This is a genomic window from Aeromicrobium yanjiei (assembly GCF_009649075.1).
GTDB lineage: Bacteria > Actinomycetota > Actinomycetes > Propionibacteriales > Nocardioidaceae > Aeromicrobium > Aeromicrobium yanjiei.
Window position 1 is genome coordinate 1,046,584 of sequence record NZ_CP045737.1, and the last position, 22,775, is coordinate 1,069,358.

Genomic DNA, 22,775 nt, shown 5'->3' on the forward strand with positions numbered 1-22,775 from the left:
TCAGCTCTCCTGCCGTGCGTCGGCGAGGTTGACCCGGAACAGCTTGACGATCACGAACGCGACCACCAGCACCGAGAGGAACAGGAGCACGGACAGTGCCGAGCCGATGCCGAGCTGGAACTGCTCGATCACCTGCCGATAGGTGAGGAACGAGATCGACTCGGTGCCGTTGGCGCCGGCCGTCATGACGAAGATGTTGTCGAAGATGCGGTACGCGTCGAGGGCGCGGAACAGCACGGCGACCATGATCGCGGCCCGCATGTTGGGCAGGATCACCTTGAAGAGGCGCTGCCACCACGTGGCACCGTCCACCTTGGCGGCCTCCAGCATGTCCTCGGACACCTGGGCCAGCCCCGCCAGGAGCAGCAGTGACATGAACGGCGTCGTCTTCCAGATCTCCGAGGCCATGATCGCGAGCATCGAGGACCAGTACTGGCCGAACCAGTTGAAGTCGTCCGGCGTGAACGGAAGCCAGCTGTTGACGAATCCGTTGGTGTTGGAGAACGCGAACTGCCACGCGAAGCCCGAGACGACCGTGATGACGCCGTAGGGGATGAGGATCGAGGTGCGGATCACGCCGCGGGCGAAGATGACCTTGTGCATGACCATCGCGAACGCGAAGCCGATCACGAGCTCGACGGCCACCGTGATGATCATGATCCCCACGGTGTTCAACGTCGTTTTCCAGAACAACCAGTCGCTCAGTGCCGTGGCGTAGTTGGCCAGGCCGACGAACTCGCGGGCGTCGGGATCGGTGAGCGAGTAGTTGAACAGGGACAGGTAGAGCGCCCGCAGCATCGGGAACGCCGTGACGAGCAGCATCAGCACCAGGGCCGGCGCCACCAGCTTGCGGGCCAGCGAGTTCTCGGCCCGCGAGCGGTCCGAGTCCGGCGGCCTGGTGTCCTCGGCCGGATCGACCGCGGTCTGTACGTAGGTGGTCACAGCAGGGCCTCCCCCTTCAGGATCTGGTTGAGGAAGTCTGCGGACTTCTTGGGCGTGCCGGCGCCGACCGAGCTGGGTGAGTGCCAGCGGGACTGCAGGGCGCTCGAGATCTGGCTGTAGAACGCGCTCTTGGGCCGGGTGCCGGCCGAGTCGATGCTCTGGCTGAACAGGGTGAGCAGATCCGGCGGGAATGCCTTCTTGAGCTCTTCGGAGTCGTACACGGATCCGCGTGACGGCATGAAGCCGTTGTTGACCCCGAGGGCGACCTGGGCGTCGGCGTCGGTGACGCACATCGCAGCCTGCTGGGCGAAGTCGCGGTGCTTGGTGTAGGCGCCGACGCCGATCGCAATGCCGCCGAGGGGAGGTCGTGACTCCTCGCCCTCGACCGTCTCGGGGTAGCGGGCCCAGCCGAGGTCCTCGAACTGTGCCTCGTCCTTGGGTCCGCCGGGCTTGCCGATCAGGCCCTCGTAGTTCTTGTAGACGAAGGTCCAGTTGGTCATGAACTCGCCGGCGCCCTGCTCGGGGAACATCGCGCCGAGGCTCGTGCCCTCGTTGGACGTCGTGAAGTCGGGCTGCTTGGCGGTCGACTTGGCGAGCTTCTCGATCACGGCGGCCGCGGCCTTGCCGGCCTCGGAGTCGATCGTGACCTTCGCGTCCCGCCCGTCCTCCACCGTCGAGGGGTCCAGGATGTTGCCGCCGGCACCCTGGATCAGCGAGTTGATCCACACGACGTAGGCCTCGTACTTGCTGGCCTGGACACCGATCGTGCCGTCGTGGTCGGCGGCGGCGTCGATGATCTGGTCCCAGGTCACCGGCTGGCTCATGTCGAGCCCGGCCGCCTCCGCGAGCGACTTGCGGTACCAGAGCACCTGGGTGTTGGACCACTGCGGTGCCGCGACGACCTGGTCCTCCCACTGGACGATCTCGGCCGGGCCCTTGAGGACGTCGTCGTCGACGACCTGGTCCGCGAGCTCGCCCTCGAACGGCGCGAGCCAGTTGGCGTTCGCGAACTCCGGGATGAACACGGGGTCGAGGCTCATCAGGTCGGTCGAGCTGTCCTCGGCAGCGAGGCGACGGGCCAGCTGCGTGCGCTGGTCGGTCGCGCTGGACGGCAGGAGCTGGATCTCGATGTCGTACTCGTCGGTGCTGCAGCGCTCGGCGATCGCCGTCAGCGTCTCCTGGCCGTCGGGGTTGATGTACCAGTTGAGCGTCGGTTTGCCGCTGTCGCCGCCACAGGCGGCCAGCATGCTCATCGACAACGCCGCCACGGCGACGCCGGTGACGAGTCTGCGGATTGGTCGTACCTTCATGTGCTCCCCTTACGCCGAGCCCGGGTCCGCGGCGTGATGCGGATCACAGGATCGAGACGAACCTAGCCCTGTGCCCCGGGTAGTGCAACCGCGGGTCGGTCACGACCTGAGCCACACTGTCTCGTCGGGGCCCACATGCCCTGCGGTGCCGGGAAAAGCGCTGGTCAGGAGCACATCGGCGCTGTCCGGAAGGGTCAACGGGTCGGTCCCGAGATTGGCCAGGACCGTCACGGACGCGTCCTCGGACGTCACCTCGAAGGCCAGCACGTCCTCCGGGTGCCCGTCGAGCCAGGTCAGATGGCCGAGGCCGAGCCGATGTGTGCGGCGTACGGCCAGGAGCGCCCGGTAGAGGCTCAGCGTCGAGCCCGGATCGTCCCGCTGGCGGTCGACCGCGAGCGCGCCGAACTCGGCCGGCTGCGGCAGCCAGGACCGCTCGCCCGGCCCGAAGCCGTACGACGGCGCGTCGCCCTCCCACGGCATCGGGACGCGGCAGCCGTCGCGGCCGCGCTGGGTGTGGCCCGAGCGCTCCCAGGTCGGGTCCTGGCGGCTCTCGTCGGGCAGGCGGGTGGCCTCCGGCAGGCCGAGCTCCTCACCCTGGAACAGGTAGGCCGAGCCGGGCAGAGCGAGCATCACCGCGGTGGCGGCGCGAGCCCGGCGCAGCCCCAGGACGGGATCGGGCTGCGGGTCGTCCGCGCCGATGCCGGCAATGCGCTGCAGACCGGGGTGCTGCGGGTAGCCGAGGCGGGTCGCATGCCGTACGACGTCGTGGTTGGACAGGACCCAGGTCTGCGGCGCACCGACGGCCCCCGCCTGGGCGAGCGACCGGGTGATGGACGCGCGCTGCTCGTCCGGGAGCCATGGCGTCATCAGGTACTCGAAGTTGAACGACTGGTGCAGCTCGTCCGCGCGGACGTACTGCGCGAGTGCCTGGGCCGGCAGGACCCACGCCTCGGCGCACAGGATGCGGTCGGCGTCCTCGCCCTCCACCGCGTACGAGTCGGCGAGCCGGCGCCAGCTGCGATAGATCTCGTGGACGCCGGGCTGGTCCCACATGGGCGCGAGCGCGGTCGCGTCCACGTTCGCGTCGAGCGTGAGATCGGTGTCGGGGAGATCCTCGAACTTGACCAGCCCGTGCGCGACGTCGATGCGGAAGCCGTCGACCCCACGATCGAGCCAGAAGCGCAGGACGTCCTCGAGCTCGTCGCGCACCTCGGGGTTGGTCCAGTCGAAGTCGGGCTGGGAGGTGTCGAACATGTGCAGGTACCACTGGCCGGGGGTGCCGTCCGGCTCGGTGACGCGGGTCCAGGCGGGGCCGCCGAACATGCTGGTCCAGTTGTTGGGCGGGAGCCGGCCTTCGTCGCTGCCGTCGCGGAACAGGTAGCGCGCGCGCTCACGGCTGCCGGGTGGGGACGCGAGTGCGGCGCGGAACCACGGGTGCGCGTCGGAGGAGTGGTTGGGGACGATGTCGACGATGACCCGCAGCCCGAGCCCGTGGGCCCGGGCGACCAGGGCGTCGAATGCGGCGAGATCGCCGAAGAGGGGGTCGACGTCGCGGTAGTCGGCCACGTCGTAGCCGCCGTCGCGCTGAGGAGAGGTGTAGAACGGCGACAGCCACACGGCGTCCACGCCGAGCTCGGCGAGGTGGGGGAGCCGCTCGGTGATGCCCGGCAGGTCACCGATGCCGTCGCCGTCGGAGTCGGCCCACGAGCGGGGGTAGACCTGGTAGATCACTGCGTCGCGCCACCACTGCCGCCCTGGTCCTGCCACGTCGCCGCCCCCTTCGCAGGCACCCAGCGCGCCCCGTCCCGTCCAACGTACGCAGGGCCTGCGAAGGCGTCCACGGGTGGACCCGGCGACGGCGCGGTAGATTTGATGTATGGCCCAACGCACACTCGTCCTCATCAAGCCCGACGCGGTCCGCCGTGGACTCGTGGGTCAGGTGCTGTCCCGGTACGAGCACAAGGGGCTGGCCCTGGTCGCCATGGAGCAGCGCACGATCGACGCCGCCCAGGCCGACGCTCACTACGCCGAGCACGTCGAGAAGCCTTGGTATCCGCCGCTGCGCGAGTTCGCGACGTCCGGACCCCTCGTGGCGCTCGTGCTGGAAGGTGACGAGGCCATCTCGGTCGTCCGCCAGCTCAACGGTGCGACCGACGGTCGTCAGGCCGCTCCCGGCACGATCCGCGGCGACATGTCGCTGTCGAACCGCGAGAACCTCGTGCACGCGTCCGACTCCGAGGAGTCCGCGGCCCGCGAGATCGCCCTCTGGTTCCCGTCTCTCTGACCTCATCGGCTGCCCGCGCCGCCCGCCCGTCGACCGATCTTTCGACGTTTCGGTACCCCGGGCAGCGTCAACGTCGTCTCATCAGACGGCGGCGCGACGGAACTTTCGACGTCTGCGCAGTTCGGACGGCGTCAACGTCGTCAGGTCGTTCGGCCTCCCCGTCCAGCCCAGGGCTTGCGCCATGCGGACGAGCTGTCCCGCCACGACGCGCTGCTCGCGACGGATCGTGTACGAGGAGAACACCAGCAGACGCTCGCCGCCGATCACGATCTCGTTGGCACGGGTCAGGTCCTCGCTCCATCTCATGACGGCGAGGTGGGGGATTCCGTGCACCTCGGCCGACATCCCGAGCTGCTCCCAGCTGGCGTCGAGGAAGTAGGTGCCGTCGGGGGCGCGCACGCGACGCTGTCGGCTCGGGCGAGGCAGCCCGGCCCAGTCGCACACCTCGGCGAAGTCACGCTCGGGCAGTGACTGGATACCACCTGCGGCGTCCAGGATCGACTCCACGATCAGCGCGCGATGACGGCACGGGCCGCGCCGTGTGAGTGCGTCGCGCAGGTGCGCGGTGCTCGTCAGGCGCTGCTGCACGCCGGCGACGACGATCGCCCGCGCCCGGCGTTCGTTCTGCGTCCAGCTCGCGGCGTCCACCAGGCTGCGGGCCGGCCGCGTACGTCGGGGCGTGCGCAGGGGATGGACGTCGCGGTCGTCGAGCTGGGTGCTCCACCGCACCTCCAGCCCGCGCCGGGAGGGCCTGCGCGCGCCGGACGGGAGCACGATCTGCGGAAGCTCGGGCGTGAAGCCGTCGAAGTCGTCCTGTGCCAGGGCGGTCAGACCCGCCAACGCGGCCCCGTCGGCGGCCGACGCCAGCGCGACGGCGATCTCCTGCTCGCGGGTGAGCGGGCCGTTGTGGAGCACGACCACCCCGCGGCACGGCTTCTGCCACATCCCGCGGTCCACCTTGTTGCGCACGACCCCCAGGCCGAATCGTCGGGCGGCTTCTGCTGTCCTGAGCACCTGGTCCATGCCTCGACCATGGTCGCGGGAGCTGGGCCGGTCCTCTTCCGGCGTTCGCGCTGTGGAGGGGCGGGCCGGCCCGGCGCGCTTGTGGACGTTGACTCGTCGACGTTGGTGCTGCCGGAGCTACCGAAACGCCGAAAGATCGGTCCGGGACGGGGCGGGGCGGTCAGGCGTAGGTGGGCATACGGAGGTGGTGGACGACCTCGTGGAACTGGCCGCGGACGTCCTCGGGGAGCCAGATGACGTCATTGGACATCGAGGCCATGTCGACGTCCTCCTGCAGGGTGACGACGTCGCGGACCTGTCGGGGGTGGTCGCGCACGCGGTCCTCGAGCTCGATGAGGGAGATGCGCATCGTGACGCCGAACGGATTGGGGTTGACCAGGCCGATGCCCCAGAACTCGGCCGGATCGGCCGTCGCCTTCTGCTCCAGGTCGATCATCACCGACTTGACGTCCTGCTCCAAGGCGGGGTGGTCGACCTCCTCCACGGCCGCGAGCTCGACCCGCACCCCGCGCACGAGATGCGCGCCCTGGCCGTCGAAGCGCAGGACGTCGGTGAGGGTGCCGCCCGCAGGAAGCACCGGTCCGCCGCGGTGGGAGCCGTTGACGCCCTGCGTGACCACGTGGGGCAGCTCGCGGCCGTAGACGTCGTAGGCCACGAAGCGCAGCGTGGGGAGCACCGAGACCTCGGTGTTGTTGCGGATCGTGAGCACCTGGTCGAGCGAGCCGTCGGTCGAGACCGAGGTGTACTTCACGTTGAACGGCGGGGGCGTGCGCTGACGTCGCTTCACACCATCGAGCCTATCGCCGGGCCACTCGTCCGATCGCCCGTGGGCCGGGCGGTCTCAGGTCTCCCAGGACCTGGTCTCCCGGCGTCTTCGCGGAGACAAGTCGGCGATCATGCGACAGGATGTCTGCCGAGAGCGAACACATGCGTGGTCTTGTCGAGGCTCGGGTAACGTTCGTACGTCCGGGCGGTGAGATATCGCGCAGAGAAGCAGGGGGAGCGTGGCGTGCGTGAAGTCGCGTTGGAGGAGGCACGGCCGTCGATGATCGGGGACGCAGCGGCGGAAGCTGCGAAGCTCCGGGCGGAGTTGGAGATGTCTCAGCGTGAGCTCGCTCAGGCCAGGCGTCAGCTGGAGGAGCAGGCCGAGCGCGCCGCTGCCCATGAGGTCGCGCAACGGCGCCTGCGACAGCTGGCGACCCGCCTCGATCAGCGGCTCACGCGGAGCGAGTCCGTCTCCGGGGTCCGCGGCTGGTTGAAGCGGCGTCAGCTCTCGACCATGCCGCGCACCGAGGAGGACGACGCCCTCGCGGTCCTGAGGTCGTCGAGCCTGATGAAAGGAGCCTGGTACCTGACGCGCTATCCGGAGGTCGTCTCGACCGGGCTCAGCCCTGCGTTGCACTACCTCCGTGTCGGCGCGGCCCAGCACAAGGATCCAGGCCCGGCGTTCAACACCCGCAAGTACCTGGCTCAGCACCCCGATCTGCCTCGTGACGTCAACCCCTTGGTGCACTTCCACGCAGCCAATCCTGGCCCGGCGGCATGAGGGCCTCGGCCGGAATCGATCATCCACTCCTGCACGAGCACCGTCTGCTGCCCAGCGGCCAGCGGCTGCGGCGGGAGATGGAGCTGGTCGCCGAGCTCATCGACCTTCCCTACTACCGGACGAACACCCCCGGGGTCGGCGACCTCGACCCGGTCGAGCACTTCTGCCGTCGAGGCTGGCGCGAGCTGCGAAAGCCCAGCCAGGACTTCGACGTGTGGTGGTACTGGATGGCCCACCTGGATCCGGCCGACGACTCACTGAACCCGCTGGTCCACTACGCCCTCGTGGGGCGCGAGCTCGGCCTGTCCACGCGGCCCGCGACGACGAAGGCCGGGCCCGGACATCGGCTGCCGACCACCCGTCCCGTTCGTCGCGCATGCCTCGTGGCGGGTTTCGACACGGATGGCGTGGTGGACCCGTCGGTGGTCTCGTTGATCGCCGAGCTCAGTCGTCACGGCGACGTGTTCTACCTGTTCGACGGCTACCTGGACGCCGCCGAACTGGCGAAGGTCGAGGACATCACGGTGGCCAGCTGGGCCATCCGTCACGGCGCCTACGACTTCGGCTCGTACTCGCGCCTGGCCAGCGACCTCGTCGGATGGGACCGACTGGCAACGTACGACGAAGTTGTCCTGGTGAACGACAGCTGCTTCGTGGTGCGTCCTCTGGACGAGGTGTTCGCCACGATGGCTGAGCGGGAGTGTGATTGGTGGGGACTTCAGGCGACCAAGGGCATCGTGGACGCGCCCAGCCTGCCCCCGAACCGAATCACCTCCCCGGTCCCGGTGGACACGGTTCGCAGCGAGCTGCTGGACGGGTTCGAGGACGATCCGGTGTACAACTTCCACCTGGGGTCGTACTTCCTGGCCTTCCGGCGCCCGGTCCTCGAGAGCGCCGAGTTCCGTCGACTGATCGAGTCAGTCGTTCCTCAGCCCTCGAAGCGGTTGATCGTCCTCAAGTACGAGATCGGCCTCACTCATCTCCTGGTGGGGAGCGGATTCACCTTCGACACGTTCATGGACCGCGTATACCCGTTCCATCCGATGTTCTCCGATTGGTACTTCACGATGCTGGAGCGGGGCTTCCCGCTGCTCAAAAGGTTCCTGCTCTATCGCAATCATTACGACGTCCCGGACCTCGCCCGATGGAAGGAGCGTGTGCTGGCTGTCGTCCCCGACGCGGACGTCGATCAAATCGAGCAGACGCTGCTGCGGGCGACGCCGGATGATCAGCTCCAGCGGAGCATGGCGATCAGCGTGGACGACGATGGCCAGGTCGTCGTGCCCGAGGTGGTCTCGGTCGAGGAGTACCGGCGGCGCAACCGCAAGACGGCGAAGCGCCCCGACTCGTGGGTGTTCGCAGTGGATCGCAGGACCCATCGCCTTCCCGACAACAGCCGGGCGATCTTCGAGGCGGTGAAGGACGACCCGAGCATCACGAAGATCCTGTTGACCCGCTCCCGTCGACTTGAGCTGTCCGGAGCGAACGTCATCACGGCGCCCTTGCTGAGCCCGGCCGGCCGCGAGCATCTGCTCAGCTCGGGAACGGTCCTCGTCGAGGAAGCCCCCCGCCCGACTCTCGACGCGCCGGTCCTGGCCAAGCACCAGACCATCGTCGTGGTGCGACGGGGACTGCAGCTGGAGAAGTCAGGGCGGACACTCCAGGGGCCGAGACGCATGCCGGCAAGCAGGGGGGCCCGGACGGATCCTCCGGCACTCGCTCATCCGCTTCCGCCGTCCGTCGTGACGGGGCTGCTGGTCGCGTCCGACCTCGACCAGCTGGCAACTCTTGCCACGCACTGGCCGGCTTCCTTCGAGCACGGGTGGCGGACAGGAGTACCGGCCCACGACTTCCTGCTCGGCGAGGAAGACGCCCTGCCTGCGGATCTTCATGCCCAGCTCGAGGACGTACGCCGTCAGCTGCGCGGACGCCGGCTCCTGCTATTCGCCCCGACGCGGCGGGCGAGCGGGACGAGGCGCGCGCCTCATGACTTCTCCAAGTCGGAGATCGAGTCACTGCAGGTATGGTGCGATCGGCACGACTTCGTGCTGGGACTGCGGGAGGTGGAGAACGACCTCGAGCGTGCCTATTCGACTCAGCTTGGCGGGGTGGCTCTGGATCTCTCGCCACGCAGGTACCCGTCGGCGCATGCAGTTCTGCGCGCCGCGGGCGTCGTGCTCACGGACTACTCAGGGCTCGCTCTGGACTTCGCCGCCACAGGCAAGCCGGTCGTGAGCTTCGCCCACGACCTGGAGACGGCCGCCGACTCCCTCCTGTACGACCTGCATCACTTCTTCCCAGGCCCGGTCGCGGAGACGTTCGAGGCACTCGGCCCGGCGCTCGATCTCGTCGCAGAAGGAATCTCGGCACCGCACCACCGCCGTGTCCGGGACATGCTGATCGATCACCGGGACGGACACAACACCGAACGTGTGCTGGAGCGGCTCATGACGCAGGTCGAAGGAGCAGGTCGATGACCACCGACGTCGAGGAGTTCTGGGCGGCCTGGACGAGACTCGTCGGCGAGTGGGCAGGCCGTGAGTCGGCGGGACCGACGACCGGGGACGTCCTGCTGCGCGCGGCGCTTCGAGATGGATTGCCGGACCTAAGTGCTCAGCCGTCCGTGGACGTCACGGCGGCCGACCTGCTGGCCTGCGAGATCGCCCTGGTTCGCATGGCCGGGGAGATCGATGACGAGGTCTACCGGCTGGCCACGCCCGGCCGGCCCCCTCGCAACCTGGACGCCGTCGCCGATTTCTGCCGTCATGGCTGGCGCAACGTTCGCAACCCCCATCCCGGCTTCGACGTCTGGTGGTACTGGAACGAGTATCTCGATCCTGCGGACGAGCGGCTCAATCCCTACCTGCACTATCTGCTGGTCGGCAGGCGTGCAGGTCTGCGTGGAGTCCCTCTGCGCACGCACCACGAGCGCCCAGCAGCGCTCCCCGCGAGCCCCCCTGCGCGCAGGGCCTGCCTCTTCGCGGGCTTCGACGTCGACGGAGTCATGGACCCGTATGTGATCGCCTACGTGCGCGAGCTGAGTCGCTTCGCTGACGTCTACTACTTGGCGGCGTGCCGGATGAACGACGGCGAGCTCGACAAGCTGGACGGCCTCGTCGCCGGGGCCTGGGCCGTGCCTCACGACCGCTACGACTTCGGGTCCTACTCGATGCTGGCCAAGGACCTGGTCGGGTGGGACGCCCTCGAGGAGTATGACGAGGTGCTGCTGGTCAACGACAGCTGCTATCTGCTCCGACCACTCGACGACATGTTCGCCTCGATGGCGAGCCGGGAGTGCGACTGGTGGGGGGTGCAGCTCACCTCGCGATGGTTCGACGGGGCGGGAGACAGCCGCGCACCGATCCCGATCGAGCAGGTGCGCGAACAGATGCCGAGGACCGTCATGCACCCTGACGAGTACCCGCACGTCGGATCGTACTTCCTGGCGTTCCGCAAGCCCGTCGTCAGCGACCTCGGCTGGCGCAAGAGGCTCGAGAACGTCCAGCCGCAGAGGACCAAGATCCGGATCGTCTACAAGTACGAGACCGGCACCACGCAGTACCTCGTGGGGCAGGGCTATCACTTCGACACGTTCGTGGACGCGTTGCACCCTTATCACCCGATGTACAGCGCGGGAACGTTCGATCGCATCGCCGAGGGCCTGCCGCTTCTCAAGCGGCAGCTGATCTGGGAGAACCCCTACTCAGTCCCGGACATGCGTGACTGGAAGGACCGCGTGCTTGCCGCGGCGCCGACGGCGGACGTCGAGACGATGGAACGCAATCTCCTGCGGGTGGCCCCGGACGACAGGCTGCACCGTAGCTTCTCGATCGTGACCCGGGAGGACGGCACAGTCGAGCGACCGGCACCCTTGAACGACAAGCGATTCCGCGTGGCCGACAACCGGACGCCGACGTTCGACCACTGGTGGGCGTTCCCGGTGTGCGCCTACGACCACACGCTGGCCGGCAACGAGCGCGCATTGTTCGAGCAGGTGCGCAACGACCCCTCGATCAAGAAGATCATCCTGACCAGGTCCCGACGGATCGAGCTGACAGGTGAGAACGTCGTGACGTTTCCGATCGACAGTCCGGAGGGACAGCACCACCTCTTGCGCTCGGGGCAGATCTTCGTCAAGCACGGTCCTGCGATCAACCTTCCGAACCCCGTCGACACGACGACGCACAATGTCATCAACCTCTGGCACGGCATCCCGCTCAAGCGGTTCGGCCTGGCGTCGGCCCGCGTCAGCGACCGCCTGCGGGAGGTGATGATTCGCAATCACAGTGGTTCGCGCGCGGTGATCACATCGAGCCGTATGGACACGTTGGCCATGTCGGCGGCATTCTTCCCTGCGTCGTATCCCGACATGTGGCCCACCGGCCTGCCTCGCAACGACTTCATCCTGCGGGAGGAGGAACGGCTGCCAAATGACCTGCGGGAGGCGCTCGAGCGGCTCCGTGAGGAGCTGGCGGGACGGCGTCTCGTCCTGTTCCTTCCCACGTTCCGCGACGGGCAGGGGGAGTCGCAGTACCACTTCGACGAGTCCGAGCTCACCTGGCTCGAGGAGTGGGCGGAGCGCCAGCATGCGGTGATCGGCGTCCGGGAGCACATGGCCGATCGTGCCCGAACCTACTCGTGGGCGCTGCTGCCGCTTGGAGCGATCGACCTGTCGTCACGTCGGTACCCGGACCTTGAGATCATCTACCGCGTCGCGGACGCCCTGATCAGTGACTACTCGAGCTGCCTCGTGGACTTCCTCATGACGGGCAAGCCGATCATGAGCTTCGCGTACGACTACGACCGCTACAGCTCATCCGAACGCGGTCTGTTCCATGAGCTCGACCGGGTGCTGCCGAGCCCGGTGTGCCGGACGTTCAAGGACCTCGCCACAGCCCTCGACGCTGCCTTCGAGCCGCGGTCCAGCGAGGAGCTGGAGGAGTACGACTGGAAGCGGCGGATCTTCTTCGATCATCTTGACGACGAGGCGTCGCGGCGGGTGGTGCAGAAGGTCAAGGCGCTGTATCTCCACGACGACTGACGCCTGGCGTCGCGGGGCGTGAGCGTGTCGACGAGATGTCCATTCGCTGAACAGTGCGTGAGCCTCTCGCTTGGTGTGCTGGAGATCACGTAGCATGATCGAGTCCCAGCCCCACCGCCGAGGATGCGTGCACCATCGCCATCAAGGACCGTCTACCGCCCGAGCCACGCCGCCGCATGGGGCGCATCAAGCGCGCCGTTCTCGATCAGCCCGAGCCGCGCCCTCGTCCGGCCAAGAAGAAGAAGGCGCCGAAGCCCGCACCGAAGGTCCCCGCCGGCGTCGCGGACCCCAAGCCGACCCTCACGCGCCTCGAGCTGCGCCGCCAGTCGGTCCTGGCAGGACAGGGTGAGAACCCCTCGATCCTCGAGATAGGCCCGGCGCACAACCCGATCCTGCCGCGGCGCGAGGGCTACGACACGCGCAACGTGGACTACCTCGACCGAGCCGGCCTGATCGACAAGTACAAGGACTTCTCGCAGTACTCTCCCGACGACATCGAGGACGTCGACTACGTGCTGCCCCCGGGCGCCAAGATGTCCGAGGAGATCCCCGACCGCTTCGACGTCGTCCTCGCCTCGCACGTGCTGGAGCACACGACCTCGTTGATCGACTTCCTCGACGAGTGCGCGCGGCTGACCAAGCCCGAGGGCGTCGTCGCGCTCGTGGTCCCCGATCACCGCTTCTGCTTCGACCGGTTCCGTCCACGGACGTCGCTGGGCGCGATCATCGACGCCTCACTCGACCCCAAGGGCGTGCACTCCGTCGGCACCATGACCGAGTTCATGATGAACGCCGTGCGACACCGCAAGTCGACGTCGTGGGCGCCGGGACACCGGGGCGACTACGACTTCCTGCACGGCCTCGACGCCGCGAAGGCAAAGGCCGAGGAGGCGAAGGGCGAGACCTACATCGACGTGCACCACTGGATCTTCTCCCCGAACCACCTGCGCCTGCTGCTGAGCGATCTGCACGACCTGGGCTACCTGGGCCTTCGCGAGTGGTCGTTCCACCCGACGGTCGGTCACGAGTTCTTCCTCAACCTCAGCCCGGCCGGCGACGGTCCGGGCATCGCCCGCGAGGAGCTCCTGATGCTGGCGGACGCCGAGCAGCGTGATCTGGACGTGCCCACGTTCGCCCAGCGCGAGCCGGCCGAGGCCCAGTCGTAGATGGCCGACATGACGCACGGTGGTGCCGGTCCGCAGGTGAAGATCGTCGCCACGCTGATGGTGAGGGACGAGGTCGACATCATCGCGGCGATGGTGGAGCACCACCTCGCGCAGGGGATCGACCTGATCATCGCGACGGACAACGGCTCCGTCGACGGCACCCGCGAGGTGCTGGCCGAGTACGCCGAGCGAGGCGTGGTCGAGCTGCACGACTACCTCGTCCACGACAAGAACCAGACCGGCGTGGTCTCCTCGATGGCCTCCCGCGCGTACACCGAGCACGGGGCCGACTGGGTGATCAACGTCGACGCTGACGAGTTCTTCGTCCCGGTCGACCGCTCGTCGACCGTCCGCGACGTGCTCGCCCGCGTGCCGCGCGAGCTCGGCTCGTTCTCGGTCCCGGTCACCAACCTGACGGGCCGGCCGGCTCCTGACGGTGCCGGCATCCTGCGCCTCACGTGGCGCGACGAGCGTGAGGAGTCGACCCTCATGGAGACCGTCGCGCTCCACGCCCACCCGACGTCGGTCGTGGTGCACGTGGGCCAGGCGGACGTCGTCGTGCAGCAGGGCAATCACGGCGTCAGCATCCCCAGCACGGGCCAGCCCGATCCCTCGCTCGGCCTGGAGGTGCTGCACGTGCCGTGGCGGTCCTTCCGGCAGTACGGCAGCAAGGTCCAGAACACCGGCGAGTCGTACGAGGCGAACCCGGGCCTGCGGCCGAGTCCCCGGCACCACGGCATGCGCGACTTCCGGTTCCTGCGGGCAGGGGTCCTCGAGGACCTCTACATCGTTCGCCACCGCCTCGCGGACGACGAGCCCGGCTTCCGCGAGGAGCGCCTGCTGGCCGACTCGCTGACCGACCTGCTCGCGTCGGGACGGGCGGTCCTGCCCGAGCGGCTCCGCCCCCTGCTGGTGCAGGACGAGCCCGGATACGACCCCGAACGGGTCGAGGCGGCCCGCTCGGTCGCAGCGATCGTCGTGCCGCTGGAGCTGGAGCACCTGACGGCCAGCGAGGCGTGGCGCGACGCGTTCCGCAAGGAGCAGTCGCGCGTCAAGCGGCTGCGGCGCCAGGTGAAGACCCTCGAGAGCGACGCGTCGGCGAAGACTGCCGCCACGCCGCCCTCGAGTGCCCTGCGGCGGCTGAAGCGGCGTGTCGGGCGGCGGTTGACCGCCCGCGGGTGACGGACCTGCACGAGGCGCAGGTTTTCGTGCGCGTGCGTCGAGCGCCTACCCTTGAGGAATGTCCGTCGAGTCTGTCTTCCCCCGCCTGGAACCCCTGCTGCCGTCGATCGGCAAGCCCATCCAGTACGTCGGTGGCGAGCTCAACGCGACCAGCAAGGAGTGGGACTCCGCCGAGGTCCGCTGGGCGCTGATGTACCCCGACGCGTACGAGGTGGGCCTGCCCAACCAGGGCGTGCAGATCCTGTACGAGGTGCTGAACGAGCGTGACTGGATCCTGGCCGAGCGCACGTACGCGGTCTTCAGTGACATGGAGAAGGTCATGCGGGCCAACGACATCCCGCAGTTCACGGTCGACGCCCACCGGCCTGTCCGGGCGTTCGACCTGATGGGGATCTCGTTCTCGACCGAGCTCGGCTACACCAACTTCCTGACCGCGATCGACCTCGCGGGCATGCCGCTGCACGCGGTCGACCGCGGCGGCGAGGACCCCATCGTGATCGCGGGCGGCCACTCGGCGTTCAACCCCGAGCCGATCGCTGACTTCATCGACGCCGCAGTGCTGGGCGACGGCGAGGAGATCGTGCTGGCGATCAGCGCCGTCGTCCGCGAGTGGAAGGCCGAGGGCTGCCCCGGCGGCCGCGACGAGGTGCTGCTGCGCCTCGCGAAGTCCGGCGGCGTCTACGTCCCCAAGTTCTACGACGTGAGCTACCTGCCCGACGGACGCATCCAGCGCGTCGCGCCCAACCGTCCCGGCGTCCCGTGGCGCATCGCGAAGCACACGCTGATGGACCTCGACGCGTGGCCGTACCCCAAGAACCCGCTGGTCCCGCTCGCCGAGACCGTCCACGAGCGCTTCAGCGTCGAGATCTTCCGGGGCTGCACGCGCGGCTGCCGCTTCTGCCAGGCCGGCATGATCACCCGCCCGGTCCGCGAGCGCTCGATCGAGGGCATCGGCCAGATGGTGCAGAACGGCCTGGACAAGACCGGCTTCGAGGAGGTCGGCCTGCTCAGCCTGTCGAGCGCCGACCACACCGAGATCGGCGAGGTCGCCAAGCAGCTGGGTGACCGCTACGAGGGCACCAACACCTCGCTGTCGCTGCCGTCGACGCGGGTGGACGCCTTCAACATCACCCTCGCCAACGAGTTCAGCCGCAACGGCCGCCGCTCGGGGCTGACGTTCGCCCCGGAGGGCGGCAGTGACCGGTTGCGCAAGGTCATCAACAAGATGGTGTCCGAGGACGACCTGATCCAGACGGTCGCGGCGGCGTACTCGCACGGCTGGCGCCAGGTGAAGCTCTACTTCATGTGCGGTCTGCCGACCGAGACCGACGAGGACGTCATGCAGATCGGCGAGCTCGCCAAACGCGTCATCCAGACCGGTCGCGAGGTGTCCGGACGTCACGACATCCGCTGCACGGTGTCGATCGGCGGCTTCGTGCCCAAGCCGCACACCCCGTTCCAGTGGGCCTCCCAGCTCGACCACGAGACGACCGACGCTCGGCTGCAGAAGCTGCGTGACTTCGTCCGGGCCGACAAGAAGTTCGGCAAGTCGATCGGTTTTCGCTACCACGACGGCAAGCCCGGCATCATCGAAGGACTCCTGTCCCGCGGCGACCGTCGCGTCGGCCGGGTCATCGAGGCCGTGTGGCGTGACGGCGGCCGTTTCGACGGCTGGAGCGAGCACTTCTCGTACGAGCGCTGGGCGCGCATGGCCGACGAGGCGCTGGCCGACGAGCCGGTCGACCTCGACTGGTTCACGACGCGCGAGCGCGAGTACGCCGAGGTGCTCCCGTGGGACCACCTGGACGCCGGACTCGACCGTGACTGGCTCTGGGAGGACTGGCAGGACGCTCTCGACCCCTCGGGCGCTCTCGAGGTCGAGGACTGCCGCTGGACCCCGTGCTTCGACTGTGGCGTGTGCCCGCAGATGGACACCGAGATCCAGATCGGCCCGACCGGCAAGACTCTGCTGCCGCTCACCGTCGTCTGAGCAACGACCATGTCGTCTCGCGTCGTGCAGGCCGGCGCTGTGTAGGCTCTGCCTGCGCTGCGAATGGTCCGCTGTGCGCATCCCCGCACTCGGAGGAACAGGTTGATGACGAAGGTGAACAAGGGCCGTGCCCTGCTGCTGGTGATCGCTGCGGGAGCGCTGCTCGGGCTGGTGGCGGCGGTCGCGTCGTGGCACGACGTGGCCATCGCGTCCTTCGGGCTCACGGGCGTCGTGGCCTTCGCGTGGATCGCCCTGTGGGCGCGCTCGGTCACCCGATCCGTGGCGCGTCTGCAGAAGAAGGTCAACGCGACCGCGTCCGCGACGAAGAAGCTGCCGGCTGCGGGCGACGTCACCGAGCTCGCTGACGCGGTGGCACAGGTCCGGGCCGCTGTCGACCGGATCGAGCGGACGCAGACCCACCAGCTGCCCGCGACACAACGACTGCTGACCGAGGTGCGCGAGATCGTGGTCTCGGTGCAGCGCATCCCGAGCTCGACCGTCGAGCTCGAGCGGCTGTACGACCGGATCGTCGACCACGACCGCCTGATGCCCGAGCTGGGCAACTGGGCCCTGTCGCCGCGGACCGTGGCCTGGGTCGCCGAGCACATCGCGACCACGCCGATCGACACGATCGTCGAGTGCGGCTCCGGCAGCTCGACGGTGTGGTGGGCCACGGCCCTCGAACGGCGTGGTGGACCGGGGCAGATCGTGTCGCTCGAGTCCAGCGCCGAGTACGCCGAGATCACCCGCGGCCGGATCGCGGCGCTGGGCCTGTCCCACCGTGCCGAGGTCATCCACGCGCCGCTCGTGGACCTGGCACTGCCGGGCCGGGACCCGCACCCCTGGTACGACCTGTCGGTGCTGCCGGCCGACCTCACCCGGATCGACCTGCTCTTCGTGGACGGTCCCGTGGGCGCGATCGCGCCGCAGGTGCGCTACCCGGGCTTCCCGATGCTGGCCGACCGTCTGCCCGCAGGTGCCCTGGTGATCCTCGACGACACCCCGCGTCCGGAGGAGACCGAGATCGCCGAGCGCTGGATGCGTGAGCGTCCTGCGGGTCGCCGCCTGACGATCGCGGAGCAGCTGGACCGTTCGATCGTCTTCCGGGTCGACGTCGACGCCGAGTGAGGGCCTGCGGCCGATGGAGGGCCTGAGGTAGGGAGCGCGCGTCTGAGGTAGCGGTCCGCGGGGAAGTTACGGCATTCGCCCGATGTGGCGCAGGTGCCTCAGCGACGACTGTGGGTGATGTCGAACAACCCCGAAAGGACCGACATCATGTTCACCGAATACACCGCCCAGGTCGCCGTCCAGCAGCGCGAGCGCGAGCTCACCGAACGTCTCGAGCGTCGACGCGTCGAGGCTGAGCGCGCCGTGGCCGAGCACGGTGGGGAGCGCCTCGCCTTCGTCGCCTACCTCGCACGCCAGAGTCGCGCCGCCCGGTCCGTCGGCAGCCGTCCCAAGGCCGTCGGCTGAGCGGTCAGTCGCGCACCGGACGCACGAGGGTGTCCTCGAGCATCACGGGCCGCGCGACGACCGTGCCGGCGACTGCGATGACGACCGTCAGGAGCATCAGCGCGATGATCGGCGCGTCCCAGGACCCGGTCACGTCGTGCAGGGCACCCACCCCGAACGGGCCGATCCCGGCCAGCAGATAGCCGAGTCCCTGCGTCGTCACCGAGAGAGTCGCGGTCCCGGCCGTGGTCCGCGTGCGCCGGGCGATCATGGTCAGCGTCCACGTGAACGCCCCGCCGCCCAGCCCCAGCAGGATCGCCCAGAGCCACGGCAGGGTCGACGGGGCGAGCAGCACCCCGAGCCAGCCTGCGGCCGTCAGCGTAGCGAAGCCCCACGACAGGTGGGGCCGGTCGCCGACCCGGGCGATCAGCCAGGGGAGTCCGAGCGTGAGCGGGATGCCGACCGCGCTGAGCAGGCCGAGCAGCGCACCGGCGTACCCCGAGGAGACCCCCGCGTCGCCCAGCATCTCGGGGAACCAGCCGAACTGGGCGTAGGCGGCGGCGGACTGCGCGGCGAAGACCAGCAGCATCGCCCACGCGAGGGGAGAGCGGGCCACCGCTCGCATCGGGAGCCGCTCCTCGTCGACCGGGGCTGTGTGGACGTCGCGCCGCAGCATCAACAGCCACGGCACGAGCGCGACCCCCGTCAGCACGGCCCACAGGCCGATGCCGGGCCGCCATCCGCCGAAGGCGTCGGCCAGCGGGACGGTGCCGACCGACGCGGCGGCGGCGCCACCCATGAGGGCCGCCCCGTAGAGCGAGCTCATCAGCGCGATCCGGTCGGGGAAGTGGGCCTTGACCAGCGGCGGCAGGATCACGTTGCCGACCGCCGCCCCCGCCAGGGCGACCACGCTGCACAGCAGGAACACCGTCTCGTCGTGCACGACGGACCGCAGCACCAGGCCGATCGTCAGCAGCACGAGCACCAGGGCCGCGGAGCGGTGCAGGCCCAGGCGGCGCACCGAGCCGGCCGAGCCCACCCCGAACGCGGCGAAGCAGATGACCGGCAGGGTCGTGAGGACGCCGGCCACCGTCGCGGTCATGCCCAGGTCGTCGCGGACCTGCTCGAGCACCACCCCGACGCTGCCGACGGCGACGCGCAGGTTGACGGCCAGCAGGACGATCGCGGCGCCCACGAGCCACCTGCCTCCGGCGGTGGGGGTGGGGGAGGGAGTCGTCACCGACCCATTGTCCCCGGGGCGGCGCAGGTAACCTCGACGGGTGACGACCCTCGAGGGAACCCCCAATCCCGAAGCCCCCAACCCGCAGCTGCCCATCGTGCAGAAGCTGCGCATCCGCTACGCCAAGCGAGGCCGGCTGCGGTTCACCAGCCACCGGGACTTCGCCCGGGCCTTTGAGCGGGCGGTCCGCCGTGCGGGAATCCCGATCGGCTTCTCGTCCGGGTTCACCCCGCACCCCAAGATCTCGTACGCGAACGCGTCACCGACCGGTGCGGCCAGCGAGGCGGAGTACCTCGAGATCGGGATGACCCGGCCCGTCGACGCGGAGGAGGTGCGGGAGGCGCTCGACTCGGCCCTCCCTCCCGGTCTCGACATCGTCGACGTCGTGGTGGCCCGTCCCGGAGCGCTGGCCGACCGGCTCGAAGCCAGTGCGTGGCAGATCGCGCTGCCGGGGGTGACGCAGGAGCACGCGAGCGCGGCCGTCGCGGGATTCCTCGCCGCCGACGAGGTCCTCATCGAGCGGATGATGAAGCGCGGCCTCCGTACGCTCGACTGCCGGGCCGCCGTCCTGCACCTGTCCGCGCATTCCTCGGAGACCTTGAGCGGTCCATGTGCGATACTGGAAGTGGTCGTGCGACACGACACACCGTCGATACGACCAGACGACGTTCTTGCCGGACTCCGTTCCAGCGGGGGCCTCGAGCTCGAGCAGACGCCCATCGCGACTCGCTTGGCCCAGGGTCCTCTCATCGCGGAGGATGGCACGGTAGGCGATCCACTTGCCTACGACCGCGACGCATCCTGACCGGGTGACGACCGCGGCGGCAAGTGGGGGAGTCGATGTGACAGACCGTAGTTCGCCGTCACACCCCGGCGCGTGGCGCAGGGGTTGACCGAAGCTTCAGGTCCGCAGTGCCGGACCGCATACGTGCCCCGGGCCGATCACGATCGGCGCAGGGCGAAGGAGAGCGCATGCTCGACGACAACGAGAACCCAGCAGAATCCACCACCTCGGCGCCGACCACCCGGCGTCGCGCCGCAGGTCGTCCGGCGGGTCCGCCCGCGGCCGTGAGCTTCTCGGCCCCGGTGGCGCCGCCCAAGCAGGCGGAGCCGGCCGAGGTCGAGCCGCAGGACGACGAGGCCGAGGCCGACGAGGCTCCCGAGGAGCAGCCGGTCAGGCGCTCGTCGAGCCGGCGGGCCCCGCGCAAGGCCGCGGCCAAGGCCCCGATCACCTCCGACGACGACGAGGCGGACGCCGACGAGCCGGCGCCTGAGCCCGTGGCCCCGGTGTCGGCCGTCGCTGCGATGTTCCAGGCCCCCGAGCCGGTCGTGGCCCCGGCCAGGGCGCAGAAGGTCGAGCCCGACGAGACCAGCGCCGTCGCCGAGAGCGATGACGAGGGTGACTCCGACGACGACGATCCGGACGCCCCGCGCCGCCGTCGCCGCAGCCGCGGGGGACGCCGCCGCCGCAAGGGCGAGTCCGACACCGACGAGACGTCCGAGGGGGACTCCGAGGAGGAGACCGAGGACGACGGCAACGGCGGCACGCGTCGCCGCCGGCGCCGGGCCCGCGCGGGCGAGGGTGCAGACGTCCAGCCCGACGACCCCGAGAACACCGTCGTGCGTGTTCGCAGCGGACGCAGCGCCGAGGACGAGATCACCGGCGTCGCCGGCTCGACCCGGCTCGAGGCCAAGAAGCAGCGCCGCCGCGAGGGCCGCGAGGCCGGACGCCGTCGTGCCCCGATCGTCTCGGAGGCCGAGTTCCTGGCCCGCCGCGAGTCGGTCAACCGCGAGATGGTCGTGCGCCAGCGCGACGACTACACGCAGATCGCCGTGATCGAGGACAAGGTCCTCGTCGAGCACTACGTGGCCCGCGAGTCCCAGACGTCGATCATCGGCAACGTCTACCTCGGCAAGGTCCAGAACGTGCTCCCGAGCATGGAGGCCGCCTTCGTCGACATCGGCGCGGGCCGCAACGCCGTGCTCTACGCCGGCGAGGTCGACTGGACCACGCTCGGCAACGGCAAGGCCCGCAAGATCGAGGACGCCCTCTCGCCCGGTCAGACGATCCTCGTCCAGGTGTCCAAGGACCCCATCGGCCAGAAGGGCGCCCGTCTGACGAGCCAGATCAGCCTGCCGGGCCGGTTCCTCGTCCTCGTGCCCGGCGGCCAGACCAGCGGCATCTCGCGCAAGCTGCCCGAGAACGAGCGCGCCCGCCTCAAGGCGCTGCTCAAGGAGGTCCTCCCGGACAACACCGGCGTCATCGTGCGCACGGCTGCCGAGGGAGCGACCGAGGAGCAGCTGACCCGCGACGTCACCGCCCTGAGCGCCCGTTGGGAGGTCATCGAGGCCAAGGTCGCCGCCGGAAAGGCGCCCGAGCTGCTCTACTCCGAGCCCGACCTGATGATCAAGGTCGTCCGCGACCTGTTCAACGAGGACTTCCACCAGCTCGTCGTCGAGGGTGACGACGCCTGGGACATGATCAAGGGCTACATCGACCACGTGGCACCCGATCTCGCCGAGCGTGTCACGCGCTGGGAGGGCGAGACCGATGCCTTCACGGCGTACCGCCTCGACGAGCAGATCCACAAGGCCCTCGACCGCAAGGTGTTCCTGCCGTCGGGCGGCTCGCTGGTGATCGACCGCACCGAGGCCATGACCGTCGTCGACGTCAACACCGGCAAGTACACCGGCTCGGGGGGCAACCTCGAGGAGACCGTCACCAAGAACAACCTGGAGGCGGCCGAGGAGGTCGTGCGCCAGCTCCGGCTGCGCGACATCGGCGGCATCATCGTCGTCGACTTCATCGACATGGTCCTGGAGAGCAACCGCGATCTCGTGCTCCGCCGTCTCGTGGAGTGCCTCGGTCGTGACCGCACGCGCCACCAGGTGGCCGAGGTGACCTCGCTCGGACTGGTCCAGATGACGCGCAAGCGCATCGGCACCGGCCTGCTCGAGTCGTTCAGCCACGAGTGCGAGCACTGCCACGGCCGGGGCGTCATGATCCAGGACGCGCCCGTCGAGCCCCGCAAGGACGAGCAGCGCCGGGGCAGCCGTGGCGGTCGAGGCGGCGGACGCAACAGCGGCGGCAACCAGAACAGCGGCAACCAGAACAGCGGCGGCAACCGGGGCAAGGAGACCGCCCCGCAGAACGGCGGCCGCCGCGACGACCAGCAGGAATCGACCTCCGAGCAGCCCTCGGCGGCCGAGACACCCGTCACGTTCGAGTCGGTCCCGCCTGTCGCAGCCCGTCCGCTCGACGTCCCGGCCCCGGCCGGGCCGCCGCCCCCGCCCCCGCCGCCGCCCGCGGTGGAGGCGCCCCGTGCTGATGCCGGTGCCGCAGCCTCGATGGACGCTCCGGCGCCCGTCGAGCAGGCTGCCCCGGTGAAGAGGACGACCCGCAAGCGCGGGTCTGCCTCGAAGCCTGCCGGGCCCCCGGCAGCGCCTCAATCGTCGCCCGCACCCGCGGACGGCGACCCCGGAGAGGGCCCCGTTTTGACCAGCGAGGGTCTGGCTCCGTAAACTAGTCCTTCGGTGCGCTCAGCGTGCCGTTCGAGCGCGTATCCCGCTTCCTTGCGGGCGCGCCCCCAGAGCTGAAA

17 protein-coding genes are annotated in these 22,775 nt (G+C 69.3%); 11 read left to right on the top strand and 6 right to left on the bottom strand.

From position 1 onward, the window contains the following. The 3 genes from GEV26_RS05325 to GEV26_RS05335 all read right to left on the bottom strand — a co-directional run bounded on the left by GEV26_RS05325 (position 1) and on the right by GEV26_RS05335 (position 4,019). Complete coding sequence (locus tag GEV26_RS05325) at positions 1–942, bottom strand: carbohydrate ABC transporter permease (protein ID WP_243838941.1); 942 nt, start codon at positions 940–942, stop codon at positions 1–3. Then, positions 939–2,252 (bottom strand): extracellular solute-binding protein, encoded by a 1,314-nt coding sequence (locus GEV26_RS05330; RefSeq protein WP_153652097.1) that lies wholly within the window; start codon positions 2,250–2,252, stop codon positions 939–941. The genes GEV26_RS05325 and GEV26_RS05330 overlap by 4 nt, the downstream gene beginning before the upstream one ends. A gap of 99 nt (positions 2,253–2,351) precedes the next feature. After that, the gene (locus GEV26_RS05335; RefSeq protein WP_243838942.1) at positions 2,352–4,019 is read right to left on the bottom strand and encodes a glycoside hydrolase family 13 protein; all 1,668 of its coding nucleotides are present in this window, start codon (positions 4,017–4,019) and stop codon (positions 2,352–2,354) included. A gap of 109 nt (positions 4,020–4,128) precedes the next feature. Between GEV26_RS05335 and ndk the strand changes: the two genes are divergently transcribed. After that, entirely contained in the window at positions 4,129–4,536 is a 408-nt protein-coding gene (gene ndk, locus GEV26_RS05340; RefSeq protein ID WP_153652099.1) for a nucleoside-diphosphate kinase, read from the top strand. Between the two features lie 81 nt (positions 4,537–4,617). Here ndk and GEV26_RS05345 read toward each other — a convergent pair whose 3' ends face one another. Then, on the bottom strand, positions 4,618–5,559 hold the full coding sequence (locus tag GEV26_RS05345; RefSeq protein WP_153652100.1) for a hypothetical protein: 942 nt from the start codon (positions 5,557–5,559) through the stop codon (positions 4,618–4,620). Positions 5,560–5,719: 160 nt separating this feature from the next. Then, positions 5,720–6,346, bottom strand: coding sequence for a hypothetical protein (locus GEV26_RS05350; protein WP_153652101.1), 627 nt, complete (start codon positions 6,344–6,346; stop codon positions 5,720–5,722). A 309-nt stretch (positions 6,347–6,655) separates the two neighbouring features. On the opposite strand from GEV26_RS05350, the gene GEV26_RS18025 reads away from it, so the two are divergent. From GEV26_RS18025 to GEV26_RS05390, 8 genes are all read left to right on the top strand, one after another. Next, a complete protein-coding gene (locus GEV26_RS18025) occupies positions 6,656–7,105 on the top strand; it encodes a hypothetical protein (protein ID WP_243838943.1) in 450 nt (149 codons plus the stop codon). Continuing rightward, positions 7,102–9,582 carry a CDP-glycerol glycerophosphotransferase family protein gene (locus GEV26_RS05360; protein ID WP_153652102.1) on the top strand — a complete coding sequence of 827 codons (2,481 nt, stop codon included), beginning with the start codon at positions 7,102–7,104 and terminating at the stop codon, positions 9,580–9,582. Before GEV26_RS18025 ends, GEV26_RS05360 begins: the two co-directional genes overlap by 4 nt. Further along, positions 9,579–12,146 carry a CDP-glycerol glycerophosphotransferase family protein gene (locus GEV26_RS05365; protein WP_153652103.1) on the top strand — a complete coding sequence of 856 codons (2,568 nt, stop codon included), beginning with the start codon at positions 9,579–9,581 and terminating at the stop codon, positions 12,144–12,146. The genes GEV26_RS05360 and GEV26_RS05365 overlap by 4 nt, the downstream gene beginning before the upstream one ends. Positions 12,147–12,322: 176 nt before the next feature. Further along, complete coding sequence (locus tag GEV26_RS05370; RefSeq protein ID WP_153652104.1) at positions 12,323–13,312, top strand: class I SAM-dependent methyltransferase; 990 nt, start codon at positions 12,323–12,325, stop codon at positions 13,310–13,312. 9 nt (positions 13,313–13,321) lie between these two features. Beyond that, a complete protein-coding gene (locus GEV26_RS05375) occupies positions 13,322–14,494 on the top strand; it encodes a glycosyltransferase family 2 protein (protein WP_194839969.1) in 1,173 nt (390 codons plus the stop codon). Between the two features lie 58 nt (positions 14,495–14,552). Beyond that, positions 14,553–16,484: a TIGR03960 family B12-binding radical SAM protein gene (locus tag GEV26_RS05380; protein WP_153652106.1), complete on the top strand. Its 1,932-nt coding sequence runs from the start codon at positions 14,553–14,555 to the stop codon at positions 16,482–16,484. 105 nt (positions 16,485–16,589) lie between these two features. Beyond that, the gene (locus GEV26_RS05385) at positions 16,590–17,612 is read left to right on the top strand and encodes a class I SAM-dependent methyltransferase (RefSeq protein WP_194839970.1); all 1,023 of its coding nucleotides are present in this window, start codon (positions 16,590–16,592) and stop codon (positions 17,610–17,612) included. A 147-nt stretch (positions 17,613–17,759) separates the two neighbouring features. Continuing rightward, positions 17,760–17,957, top strand: coding sequence for a hypothetical protein (locus GEV26_RS05390; RefSeq protein WP_153652108.1), 198 nt, complete (start codon positions 17,760–17,762; stop codon positions 17,955–17,957). A gap of 4 nt (positions 17,958–17,961) precedes the next feature. On the opposite strand, the gene GEV26_RS05395 is transcribed toward GEV26_RS05390, so the two are convergent. Beyond that, on the bottom strand, positions 17,962–19,176 hold the full coding sequence (locus GEV26_RS05395) for an MFS transporter (protein ID WP_194839971.1): 1,215 nt from the start codon (positions 19,174–19,176) through the stop codon (positions 17,962–17,964). A 40-nt stretch (positions 19,177–19,216) separates the two neighbouring features. Between GEV26_RS05395 and GEV26_RS05400 the strand changes: the two genes are divergently transcribed. Beyond that, positions 19,217–19,981 carry a TIGR03936 family radical SAM-associated protein gene (locus GEV26_RS05400; RefSeq protein ID WP_208431028.1) on the top strand — a complete coding sequence of 255 codons (765 nt, stop codon included), beginning with the start codon at positions 19,217–19,219 and terminating at the stop codon, positions 19,979–19,981. Between the two features lie 167 nt (positions 19,982–20,148). Continuing rightward, complete coding sequence (locus GEV26_RS05405) at positions 20,149–22,698, top strand: Rne/Rng family ribonuclease (protein WP_153652111.1); 2,550 nt, start codon at positions 20,149–20,151, stop codon at positions 22,696–22,698. The last annotated feature ends 77 nt before the right edge of the window (positions 22,699–22,775 follow it).